Below are 13,295 nucleotides of genomic sequence, written 5' to 3'. Positions count from 1 at the left end.
CTCCCGTGGCTACGCCTTGTGGCGCGCCTAATTTCGGCGCCGACGGGTGGCCAGAGGCGTCCGCGGTCGCACTACGACCGCAACCATTCACCGGAAGACCGGGGATTACGGTGATTTAATCCTCCGGGATTCGCGATCGGACGGTCAAGCGTCGATCGCACCGGCGGGAATTATTATGGAGTTGCTGGACAACACCCGGGAAGCGCGACGCATTCCTTGCGGCGGCTGCCCGAAGATGCGCAGGAAGGCCCGGCGCATGCGTTCTGGATCAGTGAATCCGACCGCCGCGGCAATCGCCTCGATCGGCTCGGCCGTGTTCTCGATCCGGGTACGCGCGGCCTCGGCGCGCAGGCGCTCGATGGCGCGTGCCGGCGTCTCGCCCGTCTCGGCCAGGAAGGCGCGGCCGAATTGGCGGGGGCTGAGGGCGGCGGCCTGGGCCAGGCGCCCGACCGGCAACGGCTCGGCCAGATGCTCGCGCGCGAAACCCAAAGCGCGACGGATGCGGTCGGATTCCGGCTCCATCTCCAGCAGGGTCGAGAACTGGGACTGGCCGCCAGGGCGGCGGTGATAGACGACGAGGTTGCGGGCGACGGCGCGCGAGGCGGCGATGCCCAGGTCCTCCTCGACCATGGCCAGCGCCAGGTCGATGCCGCTGGTGATCCCGGCCGACGTCCAGACCGCCCCGTCGCGGGTGAAGATGCGGTCGCCCTCGACGCGGATCTGGGGATGGAGCCGCTGCAGATGGGCGACGTGGCGCCAGTGGGTGGTGGCCCGGCGGCCGTCGAGCAGGCCGGCCGCCGCCAGCACGAAGGCGCCGGTGCAGACGCTGGCGACGCGCCGGCTGCGCGCAGCCGCCAGCCGCACCATCTCGACGATCGCGGCCGTGCCGGCGGCTTCCACGGTGCCCAGGCCGCCGACCACGACGAAGGTGTCGAACTGCGTGTCGCCCGGGGGCTCCGTCAGCACCGCGATGCCGGCCGAACTCGCGACCGGCCCACCTGCGGTCGACAGCACCCGGCAGCGATAGCCGCCGGGCGAGTCGAAGGTGGCGAGCGGCCCGCTGAGGTCCAGCAACTGGAAGCGGGGGAAGACGAGGAACCCCACCTCCAAGGGCGCGCTCATGCCGCGCGCCCGGCGGTGGCCGGCAGCGTGCGGGCCCAGGCCAGCGTCATCAGCGCGGCAACGGCCAGCATCGGCAGGATGGCGAGGTTGAGGTTGGCCCAGCCATAGGCCAGCAGCAGGGGCCCGGCCGCCAGCGTGGCCGCCGCGGTGGCGACATAGCGGATCAGCTCGGTCATCCCTTGCACGCGGGCCCGTTCCGACGGGCGATAGGATTGCGCCAGCAGCGTGCTGCCGCCCACGAACATGAAGTTCCAGCCGACCCCCAGCAGTGCCAGCGCGGCGTAGTAGGCGGGCAGGCTGGACGAGGTGACGGCGATCACGGCACAGGCGAGGTTCATCGCCATGCCGGCATAGAGGATGGCGGGCAGGCCGAAGCGGCCGATCAGCCAGCTTGCCACCAGCGAGGGCGCGAACATGCCCACGAGGTGCCACTGGATGATGCCCGCACCGTCGTCGATGCTGTGATGGTGGCCGACGGCAGCCAGAGGGGCCGCCGTCATCACCAGCATCATGGCGGTGCCGCCGACGACGTTGTTGGCGATGGCCGCGAGCGAAATCGGCTGGCGCAGCACTTCCCGCAGCGGCCGGGCGGGCAGGTCGGCTGCCGCATCGGGCGCGACGGCGGCAGGCCGGTCGCCAGCGTCGCGATATCCCGCCGCCAGCAGGATGGCCGCGACGAGGCTGAGGACGAACACCATCAGGTAGGAGCCGGCGAAGAGCGCGGGGTAGAAGTCCTTGCTCCACGCCGCCAGCGCTGGCCCGGCCACGGCCGCCACGACGCTGCCGGTCAGCACGATCGAGATCGCCCGGGCCTTCGCTTCCGGGCCGACGGAATCGGCGGCGGCCAGGCGATAATACTGGGCGAAGGCCTGGAACACGCCGACCGCCGCGGTGCCGGCGCAGAACACCCAGAAATTGGCGTGGATGACGGCCCAGACCGATACCAGGCCGCCCGCGGCGCCGATGACCGCCCCGAGCGTGAAGCCCCAGCGTCGGCCGATCCGCTCCATCAGCAGTGAGGCATAGAGGGTGACGACCGCGCCCGCCACGGTGATCAGGGCGAATGGCAGCGTGGCCAACGCCTTGTCGGGGGCGAGCTGATAGCCGGTCAGGCCGGTCAGCGTCAGGTCGATGGAGATGACGGCCGTGAAAAGCGCCTGGGAGAGCGCCAGGACCACGGTGTTGCGCGTGCCGCTGCTTGGCATGATCGGGATGTCCCTCTGGACCGGAGCGTCGGCCGACACTGTGGTGCAGCGGGATGATGGCGCAAACGACGTATTTCCCTCGTTTCACGCCATCGACTTGAATCAGGCCGGGCCGTAGCCCCCGCCGCCCGAAGTCTCCATGACGACCCGGTCCCCGGCGGACAGCTTCAGGTTCTCCTTGCCGCCCAGCTCTCGGCTGTCGCCCGCGACCGGATGCAGCGTGGCGCGGAAGGGCAGGCCGGGGGCGCCGCCCTGCATGCCGTAGGGCGGCACGACCCGGCGCTCGAACATGGTGGTGAGCGACAGCCCGTCCCCCATGACGGTATAGGCGCGGACCATGCCGGGTCCGCCCTGGTGCCGGCCGCCGCCGCCGGAGCCGGTGCGCAGCCGCTGCTCGTCGACCCGGATCAGATACTCCGCCTCGACGATCTCGACCGGGGTGTTCATCGTGTTGGTCAGGTGGACACGGACCACGGGCGCGCCGTCGCGATCGGTCCGCGCACCCTCGCCGCCGCCATGGGTCTCGTAGAAGGTGCCGATGGCGCCGTCGCGCCGCGGCCCGCCGAAGATCAGCAGGCCGGCGGTGGTCGAGCCGCCGGCGGTCAGCCGCTCCGGCACGGCCAGCTCGAAGGCGCGCATGATGGCGTCGACGGCGCGCTGCGAGGTCTCGTGGTTGCCGCCGACGACGGGCTTGTCGATGCCGGGTTCCAGGATCGAGCCGGGCCGGGTGCGCACGTCGAGCGCCCGGTAGCAGCCGCCATTGGGCTGGATTTCCGGCCCCGCCACGGCCTTGATGGCGTAGTAGACGGCGGCCATGGCGACAAAGGGCGTGGTGTTCAGCGGCCCGGCGACGGCGTCGTCGGTGGCCGAGAAGTCGAAGCTGGCGCGGTCGCCCGCGATCTCGACCCGGACCCGGATGCCGGCCGGTTGGCCGCCCGGCCCGTCATCGTCGAGGAAGTCTTCGCCGTCATAGATGCCGTCCGGCAGGCTCGATATCGCCTCGCGCATCTGCGCCTCGGACAGGTCGTCGAGGCGGTCGAGGGCGGCCCGGATGGTGGCCGCGCCATGCTCCTCGGCCAGGCGATGCAGGCGGATCTCGGCCGCGCGAGTGGCCGCCACCTGGGCCAGGATGTCGCCCTCGCGTTCGGCCGGCCCGCGGATGTTGGCCAGCAGGAAGTCGCGCTTCTCGGCATCGACGCCATCGGCCGTGACCAGGCGCAGGGGCGGGATGCGCACGCCCTCCTGCCAGGTCTCGGTCGCGGCCGCGAAATAGCTGCCGGCCCAGGCGCCGCCGATATCGCCCCAGTGGGCCAGGCTGACGCCGAAGGCGAAGAGTTTCCCTTCCAGAAAGATCGGCCGGATCGCCTTCACGTCGGGCAGGTGGTTGCCGCCGACCTCGGGCAGGTTGAGGAACCAGACGTCGCCCGGCCGCAGCCGCTCGGCCGGCACCCGCTCCAGGAACTTGCGGACCGTGAAGCTCATCACCCCCAGATGAACCGGGATGTCGCGCCCCTGGGCGATCAGGTCGCCCTTGTGGTCGGTGATGGCCGACGACAGGTCGCCCGCCTCGCGCAGCAGCGGCGAGCGGGCCGAGCGCATGACGACGAAGGACATCTCCTCGGCCGCCGCCGTCAGGGCGTGGCGGATGACCTCGACCGTGAAGGGGTCGACCATGTTGCTCATGGTGCTTCCTCGGCAATCCGCAGATGGCCCATGGCGTCGCTCGTCGCGGCATAGCCGGGCGGCACGACGATGGTGGACCAGGCATCCTCGATGATGGCTGGCCCCGTGACCCGCCAGCCGGGCGGCAGGCTGTCGCGATCCCAGCGCGGCGTCTGGTGGGGGGCCGACGGCTCGAACCAGCAGGGACCGATGCTGGTCGGGACGGCTCTCTCGGCCGCAATCGCAACCGGCCCGAAGGCGGTGCGGCGGGCGACGAGTGCCCGCATGCGCAGGCTCTGCATCTCCCAATGCTCGTCGGTGGCGTAGCCGTAGATCTCGCCATGGCGGCGGCGAAAGTCGCGTCCCAGGCGGTCGAGGTCGAGCGGCAGCGTGAACGGCACTTCCACGGCGTAGCTCTGGCCGACATAGCGCACCAGGGCGGTGCGCTCGACCGTCACCACGTCGTCGCCATGGCCCTGGGCCAGCAGGGGGGCGGTCAATGCGTCCAGCATGCGGTCGTGCAGCGCCTGGAAGCGGTCGTCGTCCCAGGCGGCGCTCAACAGGCGGACGGCCTGCTGCTGGGTGTAGCTCATGTCGGCGACGATGCAGCCCAGCGCCGAGAAGCTGGACGAGAAGCGTGGCACGACGATCTCGGCGATGCCGAACTCGCGCGCCAGGCGGGCGGCGTGCATCGGCCCGGCGCCGCCGAAGGCCAGCAGCGTGCATTGCCGGCCGTCGACCCCGCGCTCCACCGTGACCCGCGCCAGCGCCCGCACCATGGCGGCGTTGGCGACGCGCTGGATGCCGAGCGCCAGTTCCACGACGCCGACGCCGATCTGGCGGGCCAGTGGGGCAAGCGCCGCCTCGGCCGCCGCCACGTCCAGCGTGATCGCCCCGCCCAGGCGGCGCGTCGGGTCGAGATAGCCCAGCACGGCGTTCGCGTCCGTCACCGTCGGCCGGGTGCCGCCGCGGCCGTAGGCGGCGGGACCGGGTTCGGCGCCGGCACTCTCCGGCCCGATCGACAGGCCGCCGGTGCCGTAGGTGACGAGCGAGCCGCCGCCGGCACCGATCGATTCGACGGCCACCATCGGCTGGCGCGCCGGGCGCCCGGCCAGCTTGGAATCGGTCGATATCTCGGCCTGCCCACCGACGATCAGGCAGACGTCGGTGGTGGTGCCGCCCATGTCGAAGCTCAGCACCCGCTCGATGCCCAGTTCGGCCGCGACATGGGCCGCGGCCGACACGCCGGCCGCCGGGCCGGACAGCGCCATGGCGAGCGGCCGGCGGGCGGCGGCCTCGGGCGAGGCCATGCCGCCGGCCGAATGCATGACATGCAGGCGCGCACCCTTCACCTCGCGCTGCAGCCGGTCGAGATAGCGGGCGGCGATCGGCATCACGGAAGCGTTCAGTACGGTGGCGGCCGTGCGCTCGAACTCCCGCGTCTCGGGGTTCACCTCGTGCGACAGGGACAGGAAAGGCACCGCGTCGCGCAGGGCGGCTGCGATCGCGCGCTCATGGTCTGGGTTGGCATAGGCGTGCAGCAGCGAGACGGCGACGCTCTCGACGCCCGTCGCCCGCACGCGGGCCACCGCGTCGGCGATGGCGACCGCATCCGGCACCAGCACCGCCTGCCCGCGGAAATCGACGCGCTCGGCCAGCCCGACCCGACGCTCCGGCGGCACCTGGGCCGGCCGGCGCGGGATCAGGTCGAGGCGGTAGAGGTGCTGGCGACCCGCCCGGCCGATGTCCAGCACGTCCTCGAAGCCGGCGGTGGCGACCAGCGCCACGGGTTCCACCCGGTCCTCGACGATGGCGTTGGTGACGAGCGTGGTGCCGTGCACCAGATCGTCGACCTGGTCGGCGGTCAGGCCGGCGGCGGCCAGTGCGGCCTCGATGCTGGCGACCGGGTCCTGGCGCTGGGTCGGCACCTTGATCGACCGCACCTGGCCGGTTGCCGGATGCAGCGCCACCAGGTCGGTGAAGGTGCCGCCGATGTCGATGCCGACCTGCCAGCCGGCCGCCTGCAACTCAGTAGTCATTGGCCCTGTTCAGCTTGCGCAGGCGATGGGCGCCGGACGTGATCGGCGGGTGGCGCGGCGGCTCGTTGGGTGCCCGGCAGCTCGGCAGGCACTCGATCAGCGCGTCGTAGTTCGGCTGGTGGAAGAAGACGAGGCTGAGGCGCCGGCTGGCGGCGGCATCGGCCCGCGGCGGGTTGCCGACGCGGTGCAGGGTCGACACCCAGCGATCGTTCGTCCACATCGCCATCAGGTCGCCGATGTTGACGACGAAGCTGTCCGGCGTCGGCCGCACGTCGATCCAGCCGCCGTCGGGCTGGCGCACCTGCAAGCCCCCCGGCCGGTCCTCGGCGTGCAGGATGGTCAGGCTTCCATAGTCGGTGTGGGCGCCTGCGCGCAACTGCCCATCCTCCGGCCCGTCGGTCTGGGCCGGGTAGTTGATGACGCGCAGGCTGCCGCACTGCCGGTCGATCTTGTCGGCGAAGAAGCCGGGCGGCAAGTCGAGCGCCACGGCGAACAGTTCCATCAGGTCGGCTGCCAGCCGCTCCATGGCGCGGAAATAGGCGGTGAAGGCCGGGCGCAGCCCGTCCGGCGCGTCCGGCCAGCGGTTGGCGGCGAAATGCGGGAAAGCTTCCGGGCGGTGGAAATAGGGATCGTCGCTGGTGTCGACCGGCCCGATCGACAGGTATTCCTTGTAGTCGGGCGGGGCGGCTGCTCCCAGCGTCTTGGCCAGGCTCTCCTCGCCGACCGCACCCCAGCCGCGGTTGAAGGCCGGCGCGGCCCGGGCGATGCGCGCCTTCTCCGGGCGGGGCAGGTCGAAGAAGGCGTTGGCCTGCCGCCTGGTCTCCTGGATCAGGGACAGCGGCACGCCATGGCCGACGATGGTGAGGAAGCCCGTCTCGCGACAGGCGCGGTCGATGGCGCGCCCGGCCTCGGCCGCCGCGCCCGGCACCCCGGCCAGGACGGGCGACAGGTCGATGGCGGGCACGCTGCCCGGGGCGGGTCCGCTGTCTGGCATGGTTCAGGCTCCCAGATAGGCTTCGCGCACGCGGGGGTGGCGGGCCAGTTCCCGGGCCGGCCCCTCCAGCACGATATGGCCATTCTCGATGACATAGGCGCGGTGCGCCACCTCCAGCGCCAGGACGGTGTTCTGCTCCACCAGCAGCACGGTCACGCCCTTGGCGTTGATATCGGCGATGCGGCGATAGACCTCCTCCGACAGGCGCGGCGCCAGGCCCAGCGACGGCTCGTCCAGCAGCAGCATCTTGGGCCTTGCCATCAGCGCGCGGCCGATCGCCAGCATCTGCTGCTCGCCGCCCGACAGCGACCAGCCGAGCTGGCCCGCGCGCTCCTGCAAACGGGGAAAGAGGGCGAAGACGGTCGCCAGGTCCTCGGCAGAACTCATGCCGCGGCGGCGCCAGATGGTAGTGGCGACGTCCAGGTTCTCCATGACGGTCAGGCCGGGGAAGATGCGCCGGCCCTCGGGCACATGGGCGATGCCGCGCTTTACCCGGCTTTCGGCCGAACTGCGCCCCAGCGCCTCGCCCTCGAAGCGGATCTCGCCCGCCTTCGGCCGCAGAAGCCCCGATATGGTGCGCAGCAGGGTCGTCTTGCCCGCCCCGTTGGCGCCCAACAGGGCCACCACCTCGCCCTGGCCGACCTGGAGCGAGATGCCGTGCAGGGCATCGATCGCGCCATAGGCGACCGCCACCTGTTCAATCTTCAGCATGGCGATACCCGTGGCCCAGATAGGCTTCCAGCACCTTGGGGTCGGCGCGGACTTCTGCCGGCGTGCCCTCTGCGATCTTCTCGCCGAAGCTGATGACGGCGATGCGGTCGGCCACCCGCATGACGAGGCCCATGTTGTGCTCCACCAGCAGCAGCGTCAGGCCCTGCTCGCGCAGGCCCTGGAGGATCTCGCGCAGGCGCTCGACCTCGCCCGAGTTGAGGCCGGCGGCGGGCTCGTCGAGCAGCAGCAGGCGGGGCTCCGACACCAGCGCCCGGGCGATCTCGACCATGCGCTGGCGGCCATAGGGCAGGGCGCCCACCAGCCGGTCGGCATCGTCGGTCAGGCCCAGCGTCTTCAGCAGCGCACGCGCGCGGGCCTGGATGTCGCCCATGCGCCGCCGCGCGGCACGCCCGGCGATCGCCGACCAGACCGATTGCGGCAGCAGGTGGTGGGCGCCGACCAGCACATTCTCCAGCACCGTCAGGCGCTGGAACAGGCGGCCGTTCTGGAAGGTGCGGACCATGCCGGCGGCGGCCACCACATGGGCCGGCGCATCGGTGATGTCGCGCTGGCCCAGGCGCACCCGCCCGCCGGAGGATGGCAGGATGCCGGTCATGACGTTGATGAGGGTCGTCTTGCCCGCTCCGTTGGGGCCGATGACGGAGAAGACGCGGCCGGGGGGCACGGCCAGCGACACCGACTGCACGGCTCGCACGCCGCCGAAATTCTTCGACAGGCCGTCGATCGTGAGGATGGGATCGGTCATCGGCCGGCGATCCGCAGCCGGCGCCCGACCATGCCGGCCAGGCTGAGCAGCCCCTTGGGCAGGAAGATGAGGATGAGCAGCATCAGCCCGCCGAAGACGATCATGTAGGCCTGCCCCAGGTCGCGCATCAGTTCGGGCATGAAGGTGACGATGACGGCGCCGGCGATCGCGCCCAGGATCGAGCCCTCGCCGCCGATGATCAGCATGGCGAGATAGATGATCGAATGGCTGAGGGCGAAGTCGTCGGGCGCCACGAAGTTGGTCATGTGGGCGAAGAGGGCACCCGCCAGCCCGGCATAGGCCGCCGACAGCGCGAAGGCCTGCACCTTGATGCGGGTGACGCCGACCGAGGCGGCACCCGTCGCGATCTCGTCGTCGCGCACGGCGATCATCGCCAGGCCGATATGGGAGTAGCGGATGCGCCAGGCGATCCAGGTAGCCGCCGCCAGGGCGAGCCACAGCACATAGTAGTAGCGGTGGTCGGTGGCGGCCGACCATCCGGCCAACGTCAGCGAGGGAATGCCGGAGATGCCGTCCGTGCCGCCCATCACAGACTTCCAGTTGGTGGCGACGATGACGAAGGAGACGTTGAAGCCCAACGTCGCGAGCGCCAGGTAGTGTCCCTTCAACCGCAGCATCGGCAGGCCGATGGTGACGGAAATGAGGGTGGTGCCGACCACCGCGGCCGGGATCGACAGCCAGGGCGGCAGTCCCAGCGCCGTCGACAGGATCGCCGTCAGGTAGGCGCCGCAGCCGACGAACCCGGCCTGGGCCAGCGTGATCAGCCCGGCATAGCCGAAGGCGAAGTTGAGGCCGATGACGGCGATGGCCGAGATCAGGGCCAGGTTGAGGATGCGGATGCCATAGCCGCTGACGAAGGCCGGCAGGACCAGCGCCAGCACGAAGGCCAGGGTGGCGGCGGCCAGCGCCAGCCGGTTGCGCTGGGGTTTCATGCTCGCTGCCCGATCCGTTCGCCGAAGATCCCCTGCGGGCGCACCAGCAGGAAGAGGATCATCACCAGGAAGACCAGACCGTCCTTGTAGGCCGACGAGATGTACGCGGCGCCCAGCATCTCCGACAGGCCGACCAGGATGCCGCCGACGATGGCGCCGGGCACGCTGGAGAAGCCGCCGATGATGATGGCCGCAAAGGCCTTCAGCGCGATCGGATCACCCATGTTCACGTCGGCGAACCACATCGGCCCGACCAGGATGCCGGCGGTCCCGGTCAGCAGGCCGGCGATGACCCAGGTCAGCACGAACATACGGTCGACGCCGATCCCCATCAGCCGGGCGGCGTCGCGGTCCTGGGCCACGGCCCGCATGCGCGCGCCGATCGCGGTCTTGTAGATGAAGACGTAGAGCAGCCCGATCATCAGGAAGGCCACCGCGATCACGAACAGCGCATGGGCCGAGATGGAGGCGCCGAAGACGTCCACCACTTGGCGGCCGAAGGGCGAGCGCGGCCGGAACGGCACCGAGCCCCAGGTGATCAGTGCCGCGTTCTGGATGACGATGCCGATCATCACCGTGCCGATGATGACGGTGACGACGGGCCGGTCCTGCAGCGGCCGGAAGACGACGGCATAGAAGACGATGCCGAACAGCGCCATGGCGGCCAGCGCCGCCGGATAGGCTGCGACCAGCGGCAGTTCGAGCTGGATGCCGGTGGTGACCGCCAGGAAGCAGCCGATCGCCACCATCTGGCCGGTGGCGAAGTTCACCACGCCGGTCGCCTCGTTCACCATGATGAAGGCGAGCCCGACCAGCGCGTAGACCGAGCCGACGGCCAAGCCGCTGACGATAAGCTGGATGAGTTGCTGCGACACTGGACCTGCCCCCGGCAATGTCAGGCGGGGCCGGCGGTTGCGCCGGCCCCGTCCGGGTGGTCAGGAGGCGTTGATCGTGCGCACGAACACCGGCTCGCGGGTGCCGGGCTTGATGCCGAAGACGGCCAGCGAATGGACCATGTTGCCGTCGGCGTCGGTGGTGAAGGTATTGGTGATGCCCTTGTAGTCCTTCACCGCCTTCAGCTCGTCGCGGACCTTGGCGCGGTCGGGGCCGACCTTGTCCAGGATGCCCTTGAGGATCCAGGCGCCGTCATAGTAGCAGGAGCCGTAGGGGTCGGGATCGATCTTGAAGCGGTCCTTGAAGCCCTTGATGTAGGCTGCCACCTCCGGCCCGCGCTCGGCCGCCAGGTTGGAATCCATGACGCCATGGACGTTGGCCAGCTCGTCGGGCGCGATCAGGTTGCGCGCGGCCGGCACCATGATGCCGGACGATACGACGATCGGCAGGTTGATCCCCATCTCCTTGGCGAGTTTCAGGATCAGCGCCCCGTCCTTGCCGTAGGAAATGCACATCAGGCAGTCGGCGCCGGCATTCTTCAGCTTCTGGATCTGGGCCGACATGTCGTTGTCGGTGAAGGCATAGGCCTCCATGCCCACGACCTCGGCACCGGCCGCCTTGATCACCTTCTCGGCCGCGATGGCGCCGGGCTGGCCGAAATCGTTCTGGACGAAGAGGATGCCGATCTTCTTCTTGCCCAGCCCCTCGGTCGCGTGCTTGGCCAGGGCGAGTGCCTGGATGCCGTCGGCCGGGCGGATGCGGAACATCCAGGGGTTCTTCTTCATGTGCACGGCGTCGCCGCCGCCGGCATACATGGCCGGGATCTGCGCCTTGGTGACCTCGGGCTCGGTCGCCAGGTTCTGCGTCGTGTAGCTGGACAGGAAGACGAGCGGCGGGTTGATGTCGCGCACCACCTTGAGATAGGCGTTCACCGCCACGCTGTTGCTGTCCTTCACGTCCTCGAAGACGATCTTCAGCTTCTTGCCGGCAACGCCGCCCTTGGCGTTGATCTCGTCCTGCGCCATCTGCAGCGAGAAGTGGTACTGCTGGCCCGACACGTTGAAGGGGCCGGTGATCGGCACCATCGCGCCGACCGCGATTTCGCCCGCCTGGGCCGACAGCCGGGGCGACCAGATGGTGAGCCCGGTGGTGGCCGCGATGCCCGCCAATACCTTGCGGCGGCTGACGACAAGCTTCTTTGCCATGATCCTAACTCTCCCCTGTTCTGCCGTCCCTGTTGCCTGGCTGTAGCTTCCCCGGGCCTACTCTGCGGCGGTTGCCGGGGGATACCAGTGCCTGGCCTCCGATGCCGTGATGTAGCCGCGCTCGATGTCGCGCCGGACCAGCAGCGGGTCGCGCTCCATCGCCTCGCCATAGCCGCCGCCGCCGGGGGTGCGCACCTGCACCCAGTCGCCCGGGCGCAGCTCGTAGCCCTCGCCCTTGGAGATGTGCTCGGGGATGCTGGTGGTCCCGTTCTGGCTGACGATCAGCTCGTTGGTGGCGCCGGCCACGCCGCCCATCAGGCCGGGCGGCCCCTCGCGCCCGTGATCCATCAGGAAGGACGCCATGGCGGTGCCGCGCAGCAGGCGGATGCGATAGCTGATGCCGTAGCCGCCGCGATGGCGACCGGCGCCGGACGAGCCCTCGCGCAGCGCATACTCCTCGAACACCAGCGGGTAGTGTTGCTCCAGGATCTCGACCGGCTGGGTCTTGGAAATGCCGACGGTGGAGCAGCCGTTGGTCAGGCCGTCCGTTTCCCACCAGCCGCCATAGCCGCCGCCGGAGAAGAAATACATGATGTAGCTGCGGTCCTCGCCCGGGTCGTAGCCGCCCAGGCTGAAGTTGCCGCTGGTGCCGGCGGGGGCCGCGAACATCCGCTCGGGGATGGCCTCGCCCATGGCCCCGAATACCGCCTCCATCACCCGCTGGGCCACCTCGGACGCGCAGCCGGCGACGGGGCGGGGATACTCGGCCACCAGGAAGGTGCCGGTCGGCTTGGCGATCTTCAGCGGCGCGAAGCAGCCGGAATTGATCGGCACGTCAGGGAAGATGTGCTTGATCGCGACATAGACGGCCGACTGGGTGGCGCCCCAGACGCCGTTCAGCGGCCCCTTGCAGGGCGGGCTGGAGCGCGACAGGTCGAAATGGATCTCGTCGCCGCTGACGGTCATGTCGAGCGCGATTTCCAGCGGCTCGTTCACGATGCCGTCGCTGTCGATGAAGCTGGAAAAGGTGTAGGTGCCGTCCGGCACGCCCGCGATATAGGCGCGCATCTGCTGCTCGGACCGGGCCTTCAACTCGCCGATCGCATCCTCGACCGTGTCGGCGCCGTAGCGGTCGAGCAGCTCGGTCAGCCGGCGCTCGCCGACGGTGAGCGCCCCCACCTGGGCCTTGATGTCGCCGATCCGCTCCTCGGGCACACGGATGTTGGTCAGGATCATGTCGACGATGTCCTGGACGATCTCACCGCGGCGATAGAGCTTCACCGGCGGGATGCGCAGCCCTTCCTGCTGGATCTCGGTCGCCTTGGTGGCGAAGCCGCCCGGCACCATCCCGCCCGTGTCCGGCCAGTGGCCGGTGTTGGATAGGTAGCACCACAGCTTCCCGCGATAATAGAACGGCTTCACCATCTTGACGTCCATCAGATGGGTGCCGCCCAGGTACGGGTCGTTGACGATGATGATGTCGCCCGGCTCCAGGTCGTGGCGCCGCTCGATCACCGCCTGGGTGGTGAACTGCATGACGCCGACGAAGATCGGCAGCCCCATCTCGCCCTGGGCGATGACCTCGCCCGTCTCGCGGTGATAGATGCCGTTGGAGCGGTCGAAGGCCTCCGAGATGACGGGCGAGAAGGACGTCTTCTCGTGCACCAGGTCCATCTCGCTGGCGATCTGGCGCAGGCCGTTCTGGATGACGGCCAGCGTTACGGGATCGATTGCCATGCTGGGG

Annotated in this window: 11 protein-coding genes; all 11 read right to left on the bottom strand. The window is 70.0% G+C overall.

What is annotated here, in order from left to right:
- Nucleotides 1-144 precede the first annotated feature (144 nt).
- The 11 genes from STVA_RS16770 to STVA_RS16720 all read right to left on the bottom strand — a co-directional run bounded on the left by STVA_RS16770 (nt 145) and on the right by STVA_RS16720 (nt 13,288).
- Nucleotides 145-1,122: a GlxA family transcriptional regulator gene (locus STVA_RS16770; RefSeq protein ID WP_123695258.1), complete on the bottom strand. Its 978-nt coding sequence runs from the start codon at nt 1,120-1,122 to the stop codon at nt 145-147.
- On the bottom strand, nt 1,119-2,327 hold the full coding sequence (locus tag STVA_RS16765) for an MFS transporter (protein WP_123695256.1): 1,209 nt from the start codon (nt 2,325-2,327) through the stop codon (nt 1,119-1,121). Before STVA_RS16765 ends, STVA_RS16770 begins: the two co-directional genes overlap by 4 nt.
- Before the next feature lie 102 nt (nt 2,328-2,429).
- Entirely contained in the window at nt 2,430-4,010 is a 1,581-nt protein-coding gene (locus STVA_RS16760) for a hydantoinase B/oxoprolinase family protein (protein ID WP_197735652.1), read from the bottom strand.
- Complete coding sequence (locus STVA_RS16755) at nt 4,007-6,028, bottom strand: hydantoinase/oxoprolinase family protein (protein WP_123695254.1); 2,022 nt, start codon at nt 6,026-6,028, stop codon at nt 4,007-4,009. Before STVA_RS16755 ends, STVA_RS16760 begins: the two co-directional genes overlap by 4 nt.
- The gene (locus STVA_RS16750) at nt 6,018-7,022 is read right to left on the bottom strand and encodes an isopenicillin N synthase family dioxygenase (protein WP_123695252.1); all 1,005 of its coding nucleotides are present in this window, start codon (nt 7,020-7,022) and stop codon (nt 6,018-6,020) included. The genes STVA_RS16755 and STVA_RS16750 overlap by 11 nt, the downstream gene beginning before the upstream one ends.
- 3 nt (nt 7,023-7,025) lie before the next feature.
- Nucleotides 7,026-7,733 carry an ABC transporter ATP-binding protein gene (locus STVA_RS16745; protein WP_123695250.1) on the bottom strand — a complete coding sequence of 236 codons (708 nt, stop codon included), beginning with the start codon at nt 7,731-7,733 and terminating at the stop codon, nt 7,026-7,028.
- Nucleotides 7,720-8,499: an ABC transporter ATP-binding protein gene (locus tag STVA_RS16740; RefSeq protein WP_123695248.1), complete on the bottom strand. Its 780-nt coding sequence runs from the start codon at nt 8,497-8,499 to the stop codon at nt 7,720-7,722. The genes STVA_RS16745 and STVA_RS16740 overlap by 14 nt, the downstream gene beginning before the upstream one ends.
- Entirely contained in the window at nt 8,496-9,452 is a 957-nt protein-coding gene (locus STVA_RS16735) for a branched-chain amino acid ABC transporter permease (protein ID WP_123695246.1), read from the bottom strand. The genes STVA_RS16740 and STVA_RS16735 overlap by 4 nt, the downstream gene beginning before the upstream one ends.
- Nucleotides 9,449-10,327, bottom strand: coding sequence for a branched-chain amino acid ABC transporter permease (locus tag STVA_RS16730; RefSeq protein ID WP_170216734.1), 879 nt, complete (start codon nt 10,325-10,327; stop codon nt 9,449-9,451). Before STVA_RS16730 ends, STVA_RS16735 begins: the two co-directional genes overlap by 4 nt.
- 60 nt (nt 10,328-10,387) lie before the next feature.
- Nucleotides 10,388-11,551 (bottom strand): ABC transporter substrate-binding protein, encoded by a 1,164-nt coding sequence (locus tag STVA_RS16725; RefSeq protein ID WP_123695242.1) that lies wholly within the window; start codon nt 11,549-11,551, stop codon nt 10,388-10,390.
- Nucleotides 11,552-11,608: 57 nt separating this feature from the next.
- Nucleotides 11,609-13,288 carry a hydantoinase B/oxoprolinase family protein gene (locus STVA_RS16720; RefSeq protein WP_123695240.1) on the bottom strand — a complete coding sequence of 560 codons (1,680 nt, stop codon included), beginning with the start codon at nt 13,286-13,288 and terminating at the stop codon, nt 11,609-11,611.
- Nucleotides 13,289-13,295: the final 7 nt, after the last annotated feature.

It is taken from the genome of Stella humosa (assembly GCF_006738645.1).
In the GTDB taxonomy this organism is placed as follows: Bacteria; Pseudomonadota; Alphaproteobacteria; order ATCC43930; family Allostellaceae; genus Allostella; species Allostella humosa.
The sequence above is the reverse complement of the archived record's forward strand: the minus strand, read 5'-3'. Positions and strand labels throughout refer to the sequence as shown.

Bases quoted from the DNA above. Each gene is read 5' to 3' on its own strand.
- STVA_RS16770 (WP_123695258.1), bottom strand. From the start codon at position 1,122: ATGAGCGCGCCCTTGGAGGTGGGGTTCCTCGTCTTCCCCCGCTTCCAG.
- STVA_RS16760 (WP_197735652.1), bottom strand. From the start codon at position 4,010: ATGAGCAACATGGTCGACCCCTTCACGGTCGAGGTCATCCGCCACGCC.
- STVA_RS16750 (WP_123695252.1), bottom strand. From the start codon at position 7,022: ATGCCAGACAGCGGACCCGCCCCGGGCAGCGTGCCCGCCATCGACCTG.
- STVA_RS16765 (WP_123695256.1), bottom strand. From the start codon at position 2,327: ATGCCAAGCAGCGGCACGCGCAACACCGTGGTCCTGGCGCTCTCCCAG.
- STVA_RS16725 (WP_123695242.1), bottom strand. From the start codon at position 11,551: ATGGCAAAGAAGCTTGTCGTCAGCCGCCGCAAGGTATTGGCGGGCATC.
- STVA_RS16720 (WP_123695240.1), bottom strand. From the start codon at position 13,288: ATGGCAATCGATCCCGTAACGCTGGCCGTCATCCAGAACGGCCTGCGC.
- STVA_RS16755 (WP_123695254.1), bottom strand. From the start codon at position 6,028: ATGACTACTGAGTTGCAGGCGGCCGGCTGGCAGGTCGGCATCGACATC.
- STVA_RS16740 (WP_123695248.1), bottom strand. From the start codon at position 8,499: ATGACCGATCCCATCCTCACGATCGACGGCCTGTCGAAGAATTTCGGC.
- STVA_RS16745 (WP_123695250.1), bottom strand. From the start codon at position 7,733: ATGCTGAAGATTGAACAGGTGGCGGTCGCCTATGGCGCGATCGATGCC.
- STVA_RS16735 (WP_123695246.1), bottom strand. From the start codon at position 9,452: ATGAAACCCCAGCGCAACCGGCTGGCGCTGGCCGCCGCCACCCTGGCC.